The sequence below is a fragment of the Cloacibacterium caeni genome (assembly GCF_907163125.1).
Taxonomy (GTDB): Bacteria; Bacteroidota; Bacteroidia; order Flavobacteriales; family Weeksellaceae; genus Cloacibacterium; species Cloacibacterium caeni_B.
The window spans coordinates 1,753,439-1,774,678 of sequence record NZ_OU015319.1 but is presented as its reverse complement, the minus strand read 5'-3'; the positions used below and the strand labels follow the sequence as shown (position 1 = coordinate 1,774,678).

Here is a 21,240-nt window from a genome sequence, read left to right as displayed (position 1 = left end):
TATGATATTAAATTTGAAGACAAAATTTTTGTGATTATAATTTTTTTTTAAAAAAAAGGGAAAATTTTAGGAAAAACTCGTTTATTATATGTAAGGAAATTTAAACGAATAGAAATATTCGTAGGGATGCTAAAAAGCATTCAGGATTGGCAATAAAAAATCCCGAGGTTCGAGCTCAGGATTTTAGTATAAAGTTTAACTGTAATTTCTTAAAACCAAGTCATGGTAAATAAAAGAAAAAAAATTAACAAAATTCAAGTTATTGAACTTCTATTAAAAGTAGTTAAATTCATTTGGCTTGTTTACAGTGATAACGGATTCTCTTAGAATTTATTATCATAAACATCTCCTGTTCTTGCAGGAGGTGTTGTTTCTTTTGCAAATATATGTAAAATTTTATATATCTGTTTTTTTATTTTTTTTTGGTTTTTCTTTGGCGAATAAATCTGCGGTATATTTTTCGTAGAGTTCGAATAGAAACTCCATGCGTTTAGCTTCTGTAGAGAAGTTTTGTTTGCTGTAAGCTGCATCTACTGCTTTATCTAGTTCATTGTGCGCTTTTACTAAAGCAGGTGGCATAGTAAGAGGATGATATAAATCTGCTAATGAACTATTGGGAAAAGACGCTCTTACGTCTAAAACATTTTGTGCTTTTTCTTCTATGAGCTGAACTTGTTTTTCAGTTGGATTTTCTGGCCATGGATAATTGTTGTACACAATATCTTTGGAATATCTGTAACGACTTTCTAATCTACCACAAGTCGTTTTAACCCAAGACATGTGCATTGTAGACATTAAAACTCCGAAATGGAAAAGATTACTGTTTGGAATAATTAGACAACTATTATGTGCAATATTTTCTTTCGAAAAAAAACCAATAGGTATATATTTTCTATTTTCTGAAGAATGTGCAGGAATTAGAATAAAATCTAAATTTTTAGGTTGAGTAATTTGAGCAAAAAGATGTGGAATTTGAGCTAATTGAGGTCTTGAAGAAATTTCTCTAATTTTTCTTACATTATTTACTCTTTCTAAAACAAATTTTAAGTTTTTAAGTTCACTAGGTTCAATATTTTCCAGCCAAAGGCACCATCTTTTCTTGCTATTTAAAAATTCATGAGCAGAAATCAACTCTTTAAAATATTTTATTGAGTTTGGTTCTTTAAAAATAAATTCATTTTTTTCTTCATTAGAAAAAAGTAATTGTCCACCATCTGCTGGCATATTTCCAAAATTCATTTCAGGAACATTACATATAGGATTAGATTTTTTATCTATAAATATATCTTTTGCATCTACTAAATAAGGATTGATATTTTTGGCTTTTATTTCGTGCGGTTCACCTTTTATATCTTCGTATTCAAATATTCTTTTCACAGGAGTATCAAAATTGGCAAAACCAATAATTACACAGTATACTGCTGCATTTCCTTTGGCTTCATTGCTCCATCTAAAAGTACGATGTGCAAAATGAATTTTAATATCATACTTATTTAACATTATATTCCAAAGAATAGCTGTTTGTAAACCCTGTACTATGGAATTAGTAGAAACAAAAGCGGCTTTAATTTGGGTGTTTTGAATATATTTTGCAGCTTTCAGATACCAACCAGTCACATAATCTAACTCGCCTATATTTTTTGAATTTTCAAAAACCCTGATTAAACTTTCTTTTTGGATTTTATTCATTATTCTCGAACCAATAAACGGAGGATTTCCAATGATGTAAGAAAGTTCATTTTTAGAAACTACATTTTCCCAATCGGTTTCTAATGCGTCTGCGTGAACAATTTTTGCAGATTTTTTAAGTGGTAAACGCGCAAAGTATTGTCCGAATTCATTGCTAATGAGCATGTTCATTTGATGGTCTATGAGCCACATTGCTACTTCAGCTATTCTAGCAGGGAATTCTTCGTATTCTATTCCGCACATCATATCTACATCTAGCCAAATAATATCACTTACATCTAAAACGCCTTGTCCGTTTTTATAAGTAGCACGTAGAATTTCTAATTCCAGCAAACGCAGTTCTCTGTAAGTAATTACCAAGAAATTACCACAACCACAAGCTGGATCTAGAAATTTTAATTGGCTAATTTTTTTGTGAAATTCTGGGAGTTTATTTTTATTGTTTTTAATATTTTCAAATTCTGCCCAAAGTTCATCTAAAAAGAGCGGTTTTATGAGTTTTAGAATATTGGTTTCGCTGGTATAATGCGCTCCTAAGTTTCTTCGTTCTTTAGGGTTCATTACACTTTGGAACATAGAACCAAAAATTGCAGGTGAAATTTTACTCCAATCTATGTAACAACAATCTAGTAAGGCCAGCCTCATTTTGGTATCAAAACTAGCCATAGGTAGAATTTCTTCAAATAATTTTCCGTTTACGTAAGGGAATTCATTAAGTTGTTCGTCTAGATTTTTAAATCTTTTGTCTAGAGGTGTATTGAGAACCTGAAATAGTTCTTGTAATTTAGAAGCTAAATCACTGCCATCTTCGGCGGTTCTTTGTTCGATATAATCTTGAAACTGTTGTTTATTGAAAATAGTAGTGTCTTCTGCAAAAAGACAAAATAAAATCCTTACCAGATATACTTCAAGAGGATGTCCTTCATAACCTATTTCTTCTAATCTGTCATGAAGTTTTCCCATTAATTCTGCCGCTTTTATGTTGGCAGGGTCTTGTTCTTTATAGGTTTTCTTTTGGTAGCCTAATAAATAACCAAAACTTTGTACATGGTTTACCAATTCGTCTAGTGTAAATTCTAGAGTAGTTTGTTCTTCGGTATCGTATAACCTAAAAATGTAAAAATCACAAACTAAAACGTATTTTGGGAGTTCATTTTGTTTTAGACCATGGGTGTAATCAATGGCTTGTTGAAAAGCTTTGTCTAGGTTTTTTCCACGACTTTTCATTTCTATTAGAATAGTTCCTTTCCAGAGCAAGTCAATATAACCGTCTGTATCAGAAAGTTTTTTTACTTTGTGCTCAAAAGTTCCTATTTTTTTTCTAGTAATCCCGAAAACATCGAAAAAAGCGTCTAAAAATGGTTTAGCATCTGCTTCTTCATTGGTTGTGTTTTTCCATTCTTTAGAGAATCTTAATGCTCTGTCTTTTATTTCATTCCAACTTAATGCCATTCTATTTTCTGTTAGTTATTGTTTTTTTCGGTTATCTGTTACTTAAAAATCCATTGGTTTTAGAATTTTGTGCAGTAAACATTACACAATTATCAAAGATAGGTATTTCCAATAATTTAAAAAATATTTCAACACAGCAATTACGGAAAACCGTAATTTGCTAAAAATCATGTAAATCATTTAAAACACCCCGTCTTTAACAAGTTAAAGACACCCCTCTAAAAGAGGGCAACCTGCGTATGTTTTAATGGTGAGCAGTTTATTAACAAAAAAATCGCTGCATTACTGCAACGATTTTATAATTTTTTAGAAATTTTCTTACTCTCTAACTCTCCTAAAGGAGAGCACCGAAAATTTCATTTGTTATTACTCATTAATTCGAGTAGCTTACGAGTTCTTTTTTGTCTGCATCATAGAGTCTGTACTCCAGATATTTAAAAGAATCTCTTGGGATAATGGTAACCCATTTTTTGTACTTGATAAACCATTTCATTTGTTGGCTCATCAATCCTTTTGTAAGATATGCTTCTACAAACGGATGCGTGTGTAGATATAATTTGCCCTTGTTTTTGGTAAAGAAATCTTTGATGGTTTCTTCCATGCGTTCTACCACAAAAATAGGAGCCAAGATTTCGCCGTCTTTGTTCGGGTTTTCTTCTTTGGTGTCTATTTGTTTTTCTGGTCTTACACGTTGTCTGGTGATTTGTATTAAACCAAATTTACTCGGCGGTAGGATTTTGTGCTTTGCTTTGTCGCGTTTCATTTCTTCGCGCAAGTGTTCGTACAGTTCTTTTCTGTGGTCAGGATTTGGCATGTCTATAAAATCTACCACAATAATTCCACCCATGTCTCGCAGTCTGAGTTGTCTTGCAATTTCTGTAGCCGCCATTTTGTTCACGTTTAGGGCGTGTTCTTTATTGGCAGTGCCAGAAGAAATGTTGTTCCCCGAGTTCACGTCTACTACGTGCAGTGCTTCTGTGTGTTCTATCACGAGGTAAGCACCTTTAGAACTTGGGATGTTTACGTGTTTTCCAAAAGATTGTTTCAGCTGTTTTTCTACATTGTAATATTCCAGAAGTGGAATGTGAGAATCATAAAATTGTACAATGTTTTTTCGTTCTGGAGCAATGACTTCAAGATAATTTTTCATATCGTTTACCATTTGTTCATCGTCACAAATGATAGAAACGAAATCTTGATTGAAATTGTCTCTCAAAATAGCCGAAGCTTTGTCTTCTTCACTAAGAACTTTGGCAGGAGTTTTATTTTTTTGGATATTTTTGAAGCAAACGTTCCATTTATCAACCAATTGGTTCATGTCATTATGGAGTTCTGCAACTTTTTTTCCTTCTGCTACAGTTCTGATGATTACACCGAAACCTTCAGGCTTTATGCTTTCGATAAGCGTTTTGAGCCTTGCTTTTTCTTCGGCGCTTTTAACTTTTTTAGAGATAGAAACCTTATTATCAAAAGGGATGAGTACTAGAAATCTACCCGTTAATGAAATCTGGGTAGAAATTCTGGGGCCTTTTGTAGAAATAGGTTCCTTGGTAATTTGCAATAAAACTTCGTCTTGAGGAGCCATCACTTTGTCTACAGTGCCGTGCTTGTCTATTTCTGGCTGAATTTGGAAGTTTTTGAGCGAAGAAGTTTGTTGTCTTTTGGATACCGTATCCTGTAAAAACTTGCGATAGGTAAGATACTGCGGACCGAGATCCTGATAATGCAAAAAAGCATCTTTCTCGTAACCTATATTTACGAAAGCAGCATTGAGATTAGGAGCTAATTTTTTAATTTTTCCCACAAAGATATCGCCTACTACAAAATCTGTATTCTGCTGTATCTCGTGGAGCTCGAATAATCTACCGTCTTCAATAAGGGCAATTTTAGAAGCATCATCTTCATAAGAGATTATTAATTCTTTCTTCATTTTCTAAAATTTCTTTTTAAAGTTTTTAATTAAAACAAAAATATAGTTAGTGCTCATTATAAAGATAAAAACACCAACTATATTATATTGTATCTAAACAGAAAAGATTATTTTTTCTTATGTCTGTTTGCTCTTCTTCTTTTCTTTCTTTTGTGGGTAGCCACCTTGTGTCTTTTTCTTTTCTTTCCGCTTGGCATAGTTAGAAATTTTTAAAAGTTAATATTTGAATTTTTTTTTGAACCTAATTTATAAATTATTTTACAGCAACCTTAGTTTTAACTTTTTCTACGAAAGTTTTAGAAGGTTTAAAAGCTGGGATGTTGTGAGCAGGAATGTTGATAGCTGTATTTTTAGAAATATTTCTACCTGTTTTTGCTGCTCTGGTTTTGATTACAAAAGAACCGAAACCTCTTAAATATACGTTATCTCCATTATACATAGAAGTTCTGATTTCTTGCATAAAAGCTTCGATAACTTTTTGTGTATCATTTTTTTCTATTCCTAATTTGCTTGAGATGGTGTTTACCAATTCTGCCTTTGTCATTTCCTTTTTTGTTTTTATTTTTGGTGTGCAAATATAAAAAATATTTTTTGAAAAAGAAGAACAAATATGCTGATTTTCTAAACATTGGTTTAAAACTCTTGAAATGGTATGATTTGAATGCGAGAGATTTACCTTGGCGAAAAACGAAGAATCCTTATCACATTTGGGTCTGCGAAATCGTTTTACAGCAGACTAGAGTAGAGCAAGGCAAGAATCATTACCTGAATTTTGTAGAAAGATTTCCTACGGTAGAATCATTATCCAGTGCAGAAATAGACGAAGTTTTACTCTATTGGAAAGGTTTAGGCTATTATTCACGAGCGATTAATCTGCATAAAGCAGCACAACAAGTAATGGAAGATTTCGGAGGAGCGTTTCCAGAATCATTTTCTGAAATTTTAAAACTAAAAGGTGTGGGGAAATATACTGCAGCTGCGGTTTCCAGCATTTGTTTTGATGAAAAAGTTCCTGCCATTGATGGGAATTTCTACCGAGTGTTGAGCAGAGTTTTTGCGGATGATTTTGATGTTTCCTCACCGAAAGCGTATGCTTATTTCTATGAATTGGCTTTACTCATCATGCCTGAAGAAAATCCAGGGAACTTTAATCAAGCCATTATGGATTTGGGTTCAGAAATTTGTAAGCCTAAAAATCCACAATGTCAAGTTTGTCCGATTCAGGAAAATTGTTTGGCCTACGAAACAGGAAAAGTGCTGGAATTTCCTGTGAAATCTAAAAAAGTAAAAGCGGTAGATTTAAAACTACACTATTATTATATAATGTATGAGGATAAATTCCTCATCAAACAGCGAGATGATTCCTTTATTTGGAAGAAATTATATGATTTTCCCGAAAGCATTTCTCAGGAATTGGAAGATTTTGTAGTAGAGGAAAAAACAGTGCATCATAAACTTACGCATAAGAATCTGGAAATCAGTATTTCTAAAGTGATTTTGCAGGATAAAAAAGTTTTTGAAAACTACGCTCAGAAGCATCAATTGCAAATTACAGATTACGAAAGTTCTCATCAGAAGTCTTTTCCTAAACCTTTAGAAAATTATTTGAAGAAAACGTTTGAAGATTAAATTTCTGCATTAAAATTACATATCTTTGTTTAAAAAAATCATGAAAAATTTATATTTTTTAGTTTTTATTTTAAGTTTTCCTTTTGTGAAATCTCAAAATTTTTACATTGATGTGAATAGTTTTAGAGATCATTTAAAATCTAACAATTTAAAATCAAAACCACAATTGATAATTCCTGTTAAAGATAATTCTGTTGAAATTTTTAGCATTACAGAGAATGACTTAATTAGAAATAGAGTTGATAATGTTTTTACTTTTGATGGAGTTTCTAAAAGTGGTGCGATATTGAAATTGACTTCTATAAATGATAAACTTTATGGTTTAATTTTAAAAAATGGTGAGTTACAAGTTTTTGAACCTACTAATGAAAATAGTAACTACTATAGTTATATCAATTCTAAAGAATTAGAAGAAAATTTTTTTAATTGTTCTGTTGATGGGGCTGTGTCAGATAAATTATCAACAGTAAAAATAGATAAATTATCAAAAAATAGTAGTTTTCCAAGTACACAATTTAGAAGAACATACAGATTAGCTATTGCTTCTACTCCTTCTTTTACCAATAATTTTGATAGTGTTGATACTGCACTTAATAGAATAATATTATTAGTAAATGGTCTAAATGCTATATATGAAAGTGAACTTAACATAAGTTTTGTTTTGAGTGATGAAACGCTAAATAAAAAATTACTTTTTACAGACGTAGCAAATAATCCTTTTAATTCTAACTGTAGCCTAGATGCTAATTGTGCTCAGAATGGTTTTAGAATAATGAATGATAACGGTTATTTTAAATATAATCAATATGATTTAGGTCATGTTTTAAATACTATAAATACAGTCGGAATAGAAAGTGGAACTGCAGCTTTATCCTCTGTCTGTAATGATAGTGTTAAAGGATCTTCATGGAGTAATTGGTCTCTAGGGACAAGTACTTACTTTGGGCTTGTTGTTTTAGCTCATGAGATAGGACATATGTTCTCTGCTACACACAGTTTCAATGCTTCTGGAGGGAATTCATATGACTCAAATTCTTGTTCTAATGCATGGCGTTTAGAAACGGCTGTAGAACCAGGTAGTGGCATTACAATAATGTCTTATAATGGAACATGTTCTAGTCCTAATCAAGATATAAAAACAGGTATGAAATTGTATTTTCATTCTAAAAATTTAGAACTAATCTTTAATTTTTTAGAAAATATAAGCAAATGTGATGTGAAATCTCCTATTGTGAATAATCTACCAACTGTTTTTGCGGGTGAAGATATAGTTATTCCTAAAAATACGCCGTTCACATTAAATGGAACTGCTGTAGATGTAGACAATGATATTCAATCTTATACATGGGAACAAATAGATGTAGCTACAATAAGAGATAAAGGTGCGTTTGCCGATTTATATGCAAGTAATTATGGGGTAAAAGCCGTAAATAGTTTTACAGCTCCTCTATTTGTGCCTAAAAGAAGCTCTACAGAATCTGAAAGAAATTTTCCTTCAACATCTCTTTTGGTTAAAAGTGATGATCGTTTGAGTGGAGAAGCACTGCCTTTAGTACCTAGAGATTTGAATTTTAGATTTTTAGTAAAAGATTTAAAAGGATTTAATTATGATGATATTAAAGTAAAGGTGTCTGATTATGGGCCATTGAGTATTAGTTATATGATTACACAGCTAAATGATTATTCTAAAGTAAATATAACTTGGGCAGTAAACAATACAAATCTTTTGGTAGACAAAGTAGATATTTTGTTGAGTTTTGATGATGGATTATCATTTCCTATTTTACTAGCAAAAGATACTCCTAATGATGGTAATGAGGTGGTTTTTATTCCTAATTTTCCTTCATTTGCTTTTGCAAATGTTAAAATATTAGCAAAGATTAATGATAATGCTAGTTTTTTTACAGTAACATATTTTGGGTTCCAAATAAAAGATAGTTGTAATAATCCTTCAGTTTTTTTAGATGTTAAAAATAATTATAGTGTTTCATTAGATAAGAATGATGAAAAATTAGATTTTAAATTACCAAGTAACCCAGATTATATTAGTAAACTACTAGATAATACCACATTTTTAAAAGAAAATTATACTTCGTTTGAAAATTCTTCTTATTATATTAATAAATCTCTTACCGATAAAACTCCTTATCTTTATAAAGCAAGTGAAATGAAAGGATATTATAAAATAAGACCATTAAATTCTGGCATCTATACTATAAATAATCTATTTAGTACAGGATTAACTATACACTCTGGTTATCCAATGAGTGCAGGGAATTTTGTGGGTTCAAATTCTTATCTAAGTGGGAATTCTCTTGCTAATGTAGGCACATTAAGTGTGTATTTAGATAAAGATGTTACATACTATTTTAGAATAGCCAACAAAGATTTTACGTATTATCAACCTCAATATTCTCCTAATAAAAATTTGCTGCAAATAAATTTTGGATATCCACATAATTATGGTAACTACAATTATACATATACTTATATTGCTATTGATAAACTAAGTAATAAAATCGTAAGTTACAGTAATACCGCTAATTTTAAAAATTTACCAATAGGAGAGTACACTGTTTGTTGTTTATCATTTTTAACAACATATAATCCTGATAATTTTATAAATCTAAATTTAGATGAATTATATAATATTAGTCCATGTATTCAAAAAAGTTTTAACAGTTTTGATTTAAAAGTAAATGAAAATCTTTCTGTTTCAGAAAATGATAATAAAAGTTTTAAATTATATCCTAATCCCGTTAAGGATATTTTAATATATGATAGTGGAAAATCAATTGAGAAGTTGGAAATTTATGATATAGCAGGAGCAATGAAAAAAATTAAAATAATAGATTATAATAAATTAGATGTTTCAAATTTATCTAAAGGTGTCTATATTTTAAAAGTATATTTTAAAAATAATATTTCTCAAACGCATAAGTTTATTAAAGAATAAGTAAATTCTCTTAAAATTCTTACTTTTGCAGAATGTTTAAAAAATTAGCAGTCATTTTGTTAGCGTTTTCTGCATTGGCTTGTAGTGAAGAAGCAAAACCTAAACCCAAAGGAGAATTGCGTCTAGAATATCCACAGCCTCATTATCAAGCATTTACTAATCCATGTGCTTATACTTTTGAATATTCAGATTTTGCTGCAATAGCAGATGCTAAACAAGCATGTTGGTATAATTTGCGTTATCCCAAAATGAAAGCCAATGTTTTCATTACGTATTTTCCGGTGAAAAATGATTTTGATGCGCATGTAAAAGAAGTAGAAAAAATGGTTTATGGACATACCATTAAAGCTTCAGCTATCGAAACCAAGTCTTTTTCTTATCCAGAGAAAAAAGTGTATGGAAATGTGTATGAATTAAAAGGAGAAAGTGCTTCTAATATTCAGATTTTTATTACAGATAGCACCAGACATTTTGTAACCGCGAATTTATATTTCAATACAAGACCAAAACCAGATTCACTCGCACCAGCAGTAGATTATATTAAAAAAGATTTGCTACACATGATTGATACTTTCCAGTGGAAGTAGTTTGAGTTGGAGAGTTGGAGAGAAAAAATAATATATAAAAAACAATAAATAATATCTACATATGAAATTATTAGCAGTAGGAACTGTAGCATTTGATGCCATAGAAACGCCTTTTGGTAAAACTGATAAAATTTTAGGAGGAGCAGCGACTTACATAGGTTTAGCCGCTTCTGTAATGAAAACAGACGTGAGTTTGGTTTCTGTAATTGGTGGAGATTTTCCACAGCATTACTTGGATATGATGACTTCTAAAGGAATCAATATCGATGGAGTGGAAATGATTAAGGATGGGAAGACGTTTTTCTGGAGTGGGAAATACCATAACGACCTTAATTCTAGAGATACTTTGGCTACAGAACTGAATGTTCTAGAAAATTTCGACCCGAAAATTCCAGAATCTGCAAAAGATGCTGAAGTTTTACTTTTAGGAAATCTGCATCCTGCTGTACAATTAGCTGTGTTAGATAGAATGGAAAAACGTCCACAATTGGTGATTTTAGATACCATGAATTTCTGGATGGATCTTACTTGGGATTTATTATTGGAAGTAATTGCTAAAACAGACGTTATTACGATTAATGATGAAGAAGCGCGTCAACTTTCTGGAGAATATTCTCTGGTAAAAGCAGCGCAAAAAATCCACGATATGGGACCAGAATTCGTGATTATCAAAAAAGGAGAACACGGAGCATTGTTATTTAATGATGGTAAAATCTTTGCAATTCCAGCATTACCATTAGAAGAAGTTTTTGATCCAACTGGAGCGGGAGATACTTTCGCAGGAGGTTTTGCAGCGTATTTAACAAAAAACCAAGAATTTACTTTCGAAGAAATGAAATCTGCATTAATTGTAGGTTCTGCAATGGCAAGTTTCACGGTAGAAAAATTCGGAACTCAGCGTTTAGAAGAAGTTACCGAAGCCGAAATGATTGGCAGAATAAAACAATTTAAAGAACTCACAACTTTCGAAGTGAAACTTTAAAAACGTTTTGAGAACGCAGATTACCATGAATTTTCAACTTTTATTAAACTCAAAGTTTATAAAATTGAAATAAAGTACGAAGAGAGCAAAGTTAGATTCGCTAGCGAATTGATAAAGCGAACACTTAAAACGAATTTATTCGTATTCTTTGCTCACTAATATTGTTCATAGGATTAATAGAATCTTTGCGTTGCATAAAATTTAGATTGCAAAATAATTTTAAGAAATAATTAACTCCCTTTTAAATTTTATTTGAAAGGGATTTTTTTTAGCTTTGAGGCTGTAAATTTTTGGAAAGATGAATGTTAGGATTTCCAAAAGCAAATGAAAATTGAAGAAAACATGAAAAAAACGTTAAGTTTAGTCCTCTTTTTAGCTTTTTTAAGCTATCAATCACAGTATCTTATTATAGGAAAAGACAGTATTTCTGCAGAAAAATTTAAAACAGAAAATAAATATGGTTTAGAAAATTCTGGCATAGAAAATACCGTGAAAACGTATGTAGATTTTAAGTTGCTCCAGAATTTTGCTTTAGAAAAAAGAGCAGATACTTTGGGTTATTTCAAGAAAACAATGGCCGAAAAAGAGCAAGAACTTAGAGAAGAGCGCTTTTATCCTAAAGAAATCATGCAATCTTCGCTTCAGCAATATTTTTCATCCAACTTAATTGAAAAGAAAATTCAGGTTTTCTATGTAGAAAAAATAGCTGACGATAAAAATGATTATAATCAAATTTACAATGACGTAAAATCGGGTAAAATTACCTTAGAAAAAGCGATTATAGATTACACCAAGAAGAAACCAGAGCCATTTTTTGTAAAATCTGGCAATGTAGATGTAGAACTAAATAGGCAACTAGAACTTTTGCAGCCTGGTCAGTTTACGCAATTGGTGAATAGCGCTACAGTTGCGGCTTTTGCGAAGTTGGTAGACAGAAGACCTTCATTAGGTTATATTATTTTTGGAATGATTTCTTATCCTAAAAATGAGGAATCAGAAAAAATGAAATCTCAAATTTTTGAAGCGCTGAAATCTGGAAAAAAATTCGAGGAAGTAGCACAATTGTACGGTTCTACCGAAACCGAAAAGAAAAATGCAGGCGTAGTAATGGGTTCTCCTGTTTTGCCAGATGTAGTTTATGAAGCTTTCAAAAATAAAAAGCAAGGAGAATACACCGAACCTATTTTAATTGGAGAAAAATATTTTGTTTTCAATCTTTATTCGGTGGTTCCTTATCAAAGTTCAGAAAAATACAATCCTATGTTCATTAGAGACATGATGGATTCGCCTTTTGCTGATGTAGCTTATAATAAATTGATAGAATCTTTGGTTAAATCTACAGATTACAAGGAGTTTCCAGATTTCAAAAAAATTAAGAAATCATATCAAGATTATTTGGCTTTTAAAAATGATAAAGCGGTTTTGTATCAATTCAATAAAGATGTTTTCACTTTTGGTGATTTGAAAACGCTGTTGTCTGAAAATTTTAAAAATGCAGATAAATTAACGAAAGAACAATGGTCTGCTTTCCTTGATTCTAAAAGAGGAAATGATGTTTTTGCCGTTTATTCTAGAGATTTTGTCAAAAAGCCAGAAATTAAAGAGCAATTGTTAAAAACTCAACAAAACTTATTGGCAGATTTTCTTTTCAGTGAGTGGATTGAAAAGGAACTTACCAACAAGCCAGAATTATTGGATGATTATTTCAAAAAAAATCAACAAAAGTATATTTGGGAAAAAAGAGCTGATGCAAGAGTGGCGATTTTAACCGATTTAAGCATAGAAAAAGACATCACCAAAGAAATTAAAGATGCTAAAAATTGGGACGCTCTTAATAAAAAATATTACGGAAAGCTGAATGATAAACAGCAACTCATGGTGCATTTCGAAAAAGGTGAAATGTCTGAAAATGCAGAAGTTTTCCAAGTGAATAAAGTTCCATTCGAAAAAGGGATTCAAAAAGTGAAACTGGGAGAGAGATTACTCATCATCGCTATTGATGGAATTTTACCGAGTTCACCGATGACCAAAGAAGAAGCCATCGAGGAATTAAGAGCAGATGTAAGAGAGGATATTTTAGCAAAAACGATTGCAGAACAACGCCAGAAAACAAAAATTGTAATAGAACCAAGTTTTAATGCTGAACTTGAGAAGAATTTTAAGAAATAATTATAATAAAAATTATAGGAAATCTCGCAGAGAATCATAATTTTGCAAATCAGTTAAAAATTTAACAATGATTAAAAACATGAAATATTTATTTGCATTGAGTTTTTTGGTAACCCTCATTTCTTTTAATGCAAATGCACAAGTGAAAAAAGGAGATTTGGTAGATGGAATTTCTGCAGTGGTAGGAGACGAAATCGTATTAGAATCTGATATTTTAGAACAACAAAATTACGCTATTCAACAAGGGGCTGCACAAACCAATAAATGCGAATTTATGGAGCAGATTTTGAGCAATAAACTTTTGATTTATAAAGCGAAAAAAGATACTCTTATTCAAGACAGAACTGCTGCGATTAGAGCACAAGCTGGGGATAAATACAATCAGATTTTATCTCAGTTCCCTTCAGAAAGAGCCATGTTAGATGCTTATAAATTCCGTTCTTCTTACGAAATGAAAAACGTGATTGAGAAAATGGATGTTGATAACTATTATGGTCAAGCTAAATATGCGCTAATCACAGATAAAGTAAACATCACGCCTAATGAAGTAACCGATTTTTATAACGCTTTCAAATACCAATTGCCACAAGTAAAAGATGAGGTAGTTCTTTCTAAAATTGTAATGTTTCCTAAACTTACAGATGCGCACAAACAAGAAATCATTGATAAACTTAAAAAAATAAAACAAGATATCTTAAACGGAGAAACTTTCGAAAATAAAGCGAGAATCTATTCTGATGACCCAGGTTCAGCTGCAAATGGTGGTTTGTATACCAACATCGGAAGAGGGAAAATGGTGAAAATTTTCGAAGCTACTGCGCTTAATCTTCAAGAAGGAGAAATTTCTGATCCTGTAGAATCTGAATTTGGTTTCCATATCATTCAATTGGTGAAAAAGTCTGGTAAATTGTACGATGCAAGACATATTCTTTTAAAAGCAGAGCCAAATGCTGAAGAAATTGCCACTGCAAAAGCAGAAATGGAACAAATTAGAAAAGATATCCTTGAAGGAAAAACTACTTTCAAAGATGCTGCTTACAAACATTCTGATGATAAAAACACCAAGTTTAATGCAGGGGTAATTCCAGCAGAAGACGGTTCAGACAGACAAGAAAAAATTAATCTTCCAGCAACTGTTGCTTATCAAATTGCAGGGGTAAATAAAGGAGATTTAACAGAAGTTTTCATGGATGAACTCAATCAAAAAAAAGCCGTAGTATTAATGAAAGTGAATGACATAATTCCTGAACATTCTCTAGATATTGCTACAGATTTCGAAAGAATTAAAAGTTTTGCCCTAAACAAAAAGAAAAATGAAGTTTTAGAAAAATGGGTAAAAGAAAATCTAGCAGATACTTTTATCTCATTAGACAATCGTTACAAAGATTGCCAGTTTAAAACCGATTGGAACAAAGCAGCAATCGTAAAATAATTTTAAAAATTTCCCACTATATCAATCCCGAAACTTTTCGGGATTTTTTATTTTAAATGGATTTAGATTTTAAGAATAAAAATAGAAGTCTTGATTTTGGGTTCTTTTCATCAAGGAAAAGAACATAATTAATTTTTAAAAATCTTATCTTTAAACAAAAAAATTCATGAACAGAGTTACTCAACTTTTTAATATTAAATATCCCATCATTCAAGGAGGAATGATTTGGCATTCTGGCTATAAATTGGCTGCTGCGGTTTCTAATGCTGGTGGATTGGGTTTAATCGGCGCAGGAAGCATGTATCCAGATGTTTTGAGAGAGCATATTCAGAAATGTAAACTCGCTACGGATAAACCTTTTGGCGTTAATGTTCCGATGTTGTACCCTAATATTGAAGAGATTATCCAGATAATTTTAGAAGAAAAAGTACCTATCGTTTTTACATCGGCGGGAAATCCGAAAACGTATACTGAAATTCTAAAAAAAGAAGGAAGAAAAGTTGCGCATGTAGTATCTTCTGTGAAATTTGCAAAAAAATGTCAAGACGCAGGAGTAGATGCAGTTGTAGCAGAAGGTTTTGAAGCGGGTGGACATAACGGAAGAGAAGAAACTACTACACTTTCTCTGATTCCTAATGTTCGTAGAAATATAGAAATTCCGCTCATTGCAGCAGGAGGAATTGCAGTAGGAAGCCAAATGAAAGCAGCGATGATTCTCGGAGCTGATGGTGTTCAAATCGGTTCTAGATTTGCCGCAACCGTAGAAGCAAGTGCTCATGAAAAATGGAAACAAAAAATTGTAGAAACTCAGGAAGGAGATACGCAATTGACTTTAAAAGAATTGGCGCCAGTTCGTTTGGTGAAAAATAAATTTTTCTATGAATTAGAAGAAATTTATAAAGAAGGAAAGGATATTAAAGCTTTGCAGGAAAAACTTGGGAAGCGAAGAGCGAAACGAGGAATGTTCGAAGGAGATTTAGAAGAAGGTGAGTTAGAAATTGGGCAGTCTTCTGCTTTAATCGATGAAATTCTAACGGTAGAACAAGTTTTTCAGAAATTATTGAAAGAGTTTAAGCGGGCGGATTTTTCTAAATTTTAAAAATTTTGATAGAAACAAAAAACGCTTTCAGGGTTTTAAACCCTAAAAGCGTTCGTCAAAACAAAGCCAGCGCTCCCAATTTGGGAGCGCTGGTTGTACAAAAAAATATGAAAACTCTGATTTATTATTTTTTATAATGCTCTAATGCAGCATGTAATTGCATAAAACCACCACCGTTATAGATGTTCTCTAAGCCATTCTGAGCTAGAAATTGGCAAGCTTGTCCGCTTCTTCCTCCACTTCTGCAGAAAATGATTTTTGGGCCTTTCATTTCCTTGATTTCGTCTAATCTTAAAGGAACAGTTGCTAAAGGTATATTTACAGCGCCTTCTATTGCGCCGTCCATCTGTAATTCTTCTGGTTGTCTTACGTCTATTAAGTGATATTCACCTGAATTTAAAATTTCTTCAAAAGTCATTTTTTATTTTTTTAATTATTATTCATTCATTTTTACAGGGCAAAAATAGAAAAAAACTTAACTTCGCACTGTAATTTATGTTACAGACTAAAAATCATACCAAAATAGTTGAATAAAATCGCAAAGTCGATAGAAGAATTTATAAAAATAAAATCTTTTTAAGTCACTAGAAAATCATTGATTTTCCCAAATAAAACAAACGAAGTTTGTTAAAACTTTGCGTCTTAAAACGTAAAAATAAAAAAAATATATTTGCGCCTTTGCGTTAAAAATTAATGAATTATTCTCAACTGATTAAGCAAAAAGCCGAAAAATTCGGGTTTCAATCTTGTGGAATTTCTAAAGCAGAATTTCTGGAAGAGGAAGCACCACGTCTTGAAACTTGGCTTAATAAAGGCTATCACGGCGAAATGAAATACATGGAAAATCATTTTGACAAAAGGTTGAATCCTGCACTTTTGGTAGATGGTGCAAAATCAGTCATTTCGCTCTCATATAATTATTTTCCTAAAGTAAAAATAGATGAAATCAATAATTTTAAAATTTCTAAATATGCTTACGGAGAAGATTACCATGAAGTGATTAAAGATATTTTAAAAAATATGGTGGCGGAACTTCAGGAAGAGATTGGTGAGTTTGGTTTCAGGGTTTTTGTAGATTCTGCTCCTGTTTTAGAAAAAGCTTGGGCTAGAAAATCTGGTTTAGGTTGGGTAGGAAAAAATGCGAATCTGATTACCAAAAAGCATGGTTCTTTCTATTTTTTAGCCGAAATTATTTGTGATTTAGAGCTAGAGTATGATTTGGCGGTTACAGATCATTGTGGGAGTTGTAGAGCGTGTATAGATGCTTGTCCTACTCAAGCTATTGTTTCGGATAGAATTGTAGATGGCAGCAAGTGTATTTCTTATGCTACAATTGAGTTGAAAAACCAAATTCCAGATTATTTTAACGGAAAAATGGATGATTGGATGTTTGGCTGTGATGTTTGCCAAGACGTTTGTCCGTGGAACCGATTTTCTGCACCTACTTTACAAGAGAAATTTGCGCCTAATTTCCAAAAACTAAATTTTAGAAAAAACGAATGGAAGGAACTTACTCAAGAACTCTTTTCTGAAATTTTTAAAAAATCTGCGGTCAAAAGAACTAAGTTTTCTGGATTGATGCGTAATATTTCCTTTCTGCCAAAAGAAAATTGATTTTTTGAAGAGAGCGTTTCTCAGTCAAAAAATCAATTCTTATAATTTTTATGAATTTCATAATAAAATTAGCTTTATATCTGATTATTATCATAAAATATGATATTGATATATATTAAATTAATAAAGAAACTAAAAGACCTTTAAGGATTATTTGAAAATTACCAATAAATACTGAATTATTGCCAAAAAAAAGAGAACTCTGTTGAAGAGTTCTCTTTTTGTACCCAGTGCCGGAATCGAACCGGCACATCTTTCGATACTAGAGTTTGAGTCTAGCGCGTCTACCAATTCCGCCAACTGGGCATTAAAAATTGGTGGTGCAAATATAAAATAATTTTAATGTAAAAAAAGAAAATTTTAAGAAAATATTTTCTTAAAATTCTATTTCTAGCCCATCATGTGCAGGATGAATGTTTATAGGTGTCATCGCTTCTATCTCGTCATGGAAGCCAAATCTATTACTGATATGAGTGAGATATGTAGTTTTGGGTTGTAGTTTTTCTACCAATTCTAGAATTTCTGGTAATATATAATGAGCAACATGTGGTTCATCTTTTCTTAAGCAGTTAATAATAAGAACATCTAAATTTTTCAATTTTTCTTGTTCTTCTTCCGAAATGAAACTGGCATCTGTAATATAAGCAAGGTTTTTGAACTTATAACCTAGAATTGGTAACTTATAATGTATTACTTGAATTGGAGTAATCTCTGTGTTTTCTATAATAAATGGTTCGTTTCCTATTTCTTTGATTTCAAAACTCGGAGCGCCTGGATATTTATCTTCTGTAAAAGCATACTTAAATCTATTTTGAATCTCTTTTCCTACTCTTGGTAAGCAATAAATAGAAATATCTTTTCTTTTTTGGAAAATAATTGGGCGTAAATCATCCAATCCTATAATATGGTCATTATGTTCATGTGTAATTAATAAGGCGTCTACATTGCTTTCTTGGTTGGTGAGCATTTGTTGACGAAAATCTGGACCACAATCAATGAGAATCTTTTTCCCTTCATCATCCGTAATCATAACAGATGACCTTAGTCTTTTGTCTTTAGGATTAGTAGATAAACAAACAGGATGAGTAGATCCAATCACGGGAATGCCTTGTGAAGTACCAGTTCCTAGAAATTTCAACTTCATTTTTGGGTTTTTGTGAGATTTTGGTAAATTTACGCAAAATTTTATTCATGTCTGTAATTAAGCAATATCTTACTCCCAAGCAAAAGGCTTTAGCCATCAATTTAGATCCTAATATATATGGAACTTTTGCGGAAATTGGTGCGGGACAAGAGACGGTTCGTCATTTCTTTAGAGCAGGAGCTGCTTCTCAAACGATTGCAAAAGCAATGTCTGCTTATGATAAGGATTACAGTGATGCTATTTATGGTAAAGAAGAAAAAAATAGATATGTAACCCAAAATAGACTAAAAAAAATGCTTCGTCATGAAGTAGGTCTTATCCAAGAGCGTTTAGATAAAGAAGAAAATGCACATCGTAAATTTTTCTCTTTTGCAAATACAGTAACTACCATTAATTATCAAAAAACCTTTTTGGGTCACGGTTGGGTAGGAATCATGTTTCAGGCGCAACCTGGTCAAGAGTACAGCGAAATTGTATTGCATGTAAAATTTAAAGAAAATGATGCTACGCTTCAGCAAGAAACGCTGGGAAATCTTGGGGTAAACTTGGTTTATGGAGCATTTCATCTATATGACAATCCTAGAAGATTAATCAAAAGTTTGTATGATGATATTTCGGTGGATAAAATTGAAATAGACATGATTGATTTTCAGGGACCTGCTTTTCCTTATGTGGATAATCGATTGATGAGTCTTCAGTTGATTAAAAATTCAATGACTGAAGCGGTAATCTTCAATTCTGAAGGGAAAAACATGCTTCCAGCGGATTTATTGTATAGAAAAGATGTTTTTGCGGTAAGAGGAAGTTTCAGACCGGTAACTTTGGTGAATGTAGATATGTTCGAAAACGGTCTTAAAATGTTCCTCAATGAAACAGAAGGAAAACCAGAAGACACCGTTATTCTTTTCGAAATTACCGTTTCTAATCTTAAAGCTTCCGGAAATCTAGACGAAAGAGATTTCTTAGATAGAGTAGATGTTTTGGCGAAATTGGGTTATACCGTGATGATTTCTAATTTCTCAGAATATTATAGATTAGTAGACTATTTCACTTCTTATAATGTAAGATATACCGGAATTGCGATGGGTGTAAATAATTTATTGATGGTTTTTGATGAAGATTATTACAAACATCTTTCTGGTGGAATTTTAGAAGCGTTCGGTAAGTTCTTCAAAAAAGATATGAGAGTATATCTGTATCCTTATAAAGATCCTAAAACGCATGAATTGCTCACATCAGAAAACTTAAAAGTGAATGACAATCTTAAAGAATTGTATAAATATTTTAAACATAACAGAAGAATTGTAGATATTAAGGATTATAATCCAGAGCATTCTGAAATTTATTCTAGAGAAATTTTGCAGAAAATTTCGAATAGTGAATTAGGCTGGGAAGAGCAATTACCAGATGGAGTGGCGGCAATGATTAAAGAAAGAGGAATGTTCGGTTACAAAGAAGATATTACATTCGAAGAATATTAAAAATTTAAAAATTATGGAAATTAAAAAAAGACTTTCATCTATTATTGAAAGCCCAAGTCACAATACTACCGAAAAATTAGAAAAAATCTGTCATCTTCTAGACCAGGAGTTTGATTATTTTAATTGGACTGGTTTTTATTTTAAAAATGGCGATAAAGAAGAATTGGTTTTAGGGCCTTATGTTGGTGCAGCTACAGATCATACTGTGATTCCTTTTGGAAAGGGAATTTGTGGACAAGTTGCCGTATCAAACGAAACTTTTGTAGTGCCAGATGTTTGGGAACAAGATAATTATTTGGCTTGTTCGCTAGAAACCAAAGCAGAAATTGTAGTTCCTATCATTAAAGATGGTGTGAATATTGGTCAAATAGATATAGATTCTCACAAAAAAGACCCTTTTACAGATGAGGATAGAGCATTGCTAGAATGGTTGTGTGCGGAATTGGCAAAGATTTTATAAAATTCTATCAATAGAAAATTATTCAGAAGCAGGAGTAGTCATATTCCTGCTTCTTAGTTCAGTAATCATGTTTTTGATGACATTTGCGGTGCCTATTTTTATAGAATTTTCTGCACTGCCCAATAATCTGCCACTTCCTTTGTAAGTATCATAAGAATTTTCTATCACCAGTTCGCCGTCATTATTGTACATTTTCATACTCACAATGACTTGATTAGAAAAAACATATTTCCCAAGACCCACTTTAAAATATTTTACCTTCGGAACGATGGCGATTTCAGCACCGTTATTTAGGCAAGATTCTTTAATCATATTCACATCTACGCTGTCATATTTAATATTAGCATTATTGATGTGCATGATTTTGTAATTGCCGTAATTTTTCAATTCGTCAGAAACAGCACTGTAAATAACATTATTGGTGGGTTCTTTTATTTCTTCGAAATTAGGATAAACTTCTGGGTCGAAATAGACAATTCTATCTACGTGTTTTAGCTTAATAGAATGGTTAAGCTTCACCAAGGTGCTTCCTAAATTTTTGCAACTTATGATGATAAGGCTTGCCGCTAAACCACAGAATAGAATTTTTTTCATATCAAAAAGATGATGCAAATTT

The 21,240-nt window shown here is 31.8% G+C and carries 16 protein-coding genes and 1 tRNA gene; 10 read left to right on the top strand and 7 right to left on the bottom strand.

Features of this window, described 5'->3' with window-relative positions; all coding sequences use genetic code 11:
* Positions 1-396 precede the first annotated feature (396 nt).
* The 3 genes from KKQ79_RS08045 to KKQ79_RS08035 form a co-directional block, all read right to left on the bottom strand.
* The gene (locus KKQ79_RS08045; RefSeq protein WP_213189686.1) at positions 397-3,141 is read right to left on the bottom strand and encodes a DNA methyltransferase; all 2,745 of its coding nucleotides are present in this window, start codon (positions 3,139-3,141) and stop codon (positions 397-399) included.
* A gap of 373 nt (positions 3,142-3,514) precedes the next feature.
* Positions 3,515-5,071 (bottom strand): Rne/Rng family ribonuclease, encoded by a 1,557-nt coding sequence (locus KKQ79_RS08040; protein WP_213189685.1) that lies wholly within the window; start codon positions 5,069-5,071, stop codon positions 3,515-3,517.
* 253 nt (positions 5,072-5,324) lie between these two features.
* Positions 5,325-5,615: an HU family DNA-binding protein gene (locus KKQ79_RS08035; RefSeq protein ID WP_069797137.1), complete on the bottom strand. Its 291-nt coding sequence runs from the start codon at positions 5,613-5,615 to the stop codon at positions 5,325-5,327.
* A gap of 47 nt (positions 5,616-5,662) precedes the next feature.
* Here KKQ79_RS08035 and mutY point away from each other — a divergent pair, with 47 nt between their 5' ends.
* The 7 genes from mutY (at position 5,663) to KKQ79_RS08000 (ending at position 15,925) form a co-directional block, all read left to right on the top strand.
* Positions 5,663-6,700 (top strand): A/G-specific adenine glycosylase, encoded by a 1,038-nt coding sequence (gene mutY, locus KKQ79_RS08030; protein WP_213189684.1) that lies wholly within the window; start codon positions 5,663-5,665, stop codon positions 6,698-6,700.
* A gap of 40 nt (positions 6,701-6,740) precedes the next feature.
* Complete coding sequence (locus KKQ79_RS08025) at positions 6,741-9,656, top strand: zinc-dependent metalloprotease (RefSeq protein ID WP_213189683.1); 2,916 nt, start codon at positions 6,741-6,743, stop codon at positions 9,654-9,656.
* Positions 9,657-9,688: 32 nt separating this feature from the next.
* Complete coding sequence (gene gldD, locus KKQ79_RS08020; RefSeq protein WP_104793305.1) at positions 9,689-10,243, top strand: gliding motility lipoprotein GldD; 555 nt, start codon at positions 9,689-9,691, stop codon at positions 10,241-10,243.
* A 61-nt stretch (positions 10,244-10,304) separates the two neighbouring features.
* Positions 10,305-11,225 carry a PfkB family carbohydrate kinase gene (locus KKQ79_RS08015; protein WP_213189682.1) on the top strand — a complete coding sequence of 307 codons (921 nt, stop codon included), beginning with the start codon at positions 10,305-10,307 and terminating at the stop codon, positions 11,223-11,225.
* 324 nt (positions 11,226-11,549) lie between these two features.
* Positions 11,550-13,394, top strand: a complete 1,845-nt coding sequence (locus KKQ79_RS08010; protein ID WP_213189681.1) for a peptidylprolyl isomerase — start codon at positions 11,550-11,552, stop codon at positions 13,392-13,394.
* Between the two features lie 79 nt (positions 13,395-13,473).
* Positions 13,474-14,826, top strand: a complete 1,353-nt coding sequence (locus tag KKQ79_RS08005) for a peptidylprolyl isomerase (protein ID WP_250131216.1) — start codon at positions 13,474-13,476, stop codon at positions 14,824-14,826.
* Positions 14,827-14,992: 166 nt separating this feature from the next.
* A complete protein-coding gene (locus tag KKQ79_RS08000) occupies positions 14,993-15,925 on the top strand; it encodes an NAD(P)H-dependent flavin oxidoreductase (protein WP_213189679.1) in 933 nt (310 codons plus the stop codon).
* A 124-nt stretch (positions 15,926-16,049) separates the two neighbouring features.
* Here the strand turns inward: KKQ79_RS08000 and KKQ79_RS07995 are convergent, their stop codons facing one another.
* Positions 16,050-16,343, bottom strand: a complete 294-nt coding sequence (locus KKQ79_RS07995; RefSeq protein ID WP_104793309.1) for a rhodanese-like domain-containing protein — start codon at positions 16,341-16,343, stop codon at positions 16,050-16,052.
* A 275-nt stretch (positions 16,344-16,618) separates the two neighbouring features.
* Here KKQ79_RS07995 and queG point away from each other — a divergent pair, with 275 nt between their 5' ends.
* On the top strand, positions 16,619-17,539 hold the full coding sequence (queG, locus tag KKQ79_RS07990) for a tRNA epoxyqueuosine(34) reductase QueG (protein ID WP_213189678.1): 921 nt from the start codon (positions 16,619-16,621) through the stop codon (positions 17,537-17,539).
* Between the two features lie 224 nt (positions 17,540-17,763).
* Here queG and KKQ79_RS07985 read toward each other — a convergent pair.
* Together KKQ79_RS07985 and KKQ79_RS07980 are read right to left on the bottom strand one after the other, a co-directional pair.
* Positions 17,764-17,845 (bottom strand) — tRNA-Leu (locus KKQ79_RS07985).
* Between the two features lie 70 nt (positions 17,846-17,915).
* On the bottom strand, positions 17,916-18,683 hold the full coding sequence (locus tag KKQ79_RS07980) for an MBL fold metallo-hydrolase (RefSeq protein WP_213189677.1): 768 nt from the start codon (positions 18,681-18,683) through the stop codon (positions 17,916-17,918).
* Positions 18,684-18,730: 47 nt separating this feature from the next.
* On the opposite strand from KKQ79_RS07980, the gene KKQ79_RS07975 reads away from it, so the two are divergent.
* Positions 18,731-20,164, top strand: a complete 1,434-nt coding sequence (locus KKQ79_RS07975) for a TonB-dependent receptor (RefSeq protein ID WP_213189676.1) — start codon at positions 18,731-18,733, stop codon at positions 20,162-20,164.
* 13 nt (positions 20,165-20,177) lie between these two features.
* A complete protein-coding gene (locus KKQ79_RS07970) occupies positions 20,178-20,624 on the top strand; it encodes a GAF domain-containing protein (protein ID WP_409618830.1) in 447 nt (148 codons plus the stop codon).
* An 18-nt stretch (positions 20,625-20,642) separates the two neighbouring features.
* Here the strand turns inward: KKQ79_RS07970 and KKQ79_RS07965 are convergent, their stop codons facing one another.
* On the bottom strand, positions 20,643-21,218 hold the full coding sequence (locus KKQ79_RS07965) for a pyruvate decarboxylase (protein WP_213189675.1): 576 nt from the start codon (positions 21,216-21,218) through the stop codon (positions 20,643-20,645).
* Positions 21,219-21,240: the final 22 nt, after the last annotated feature.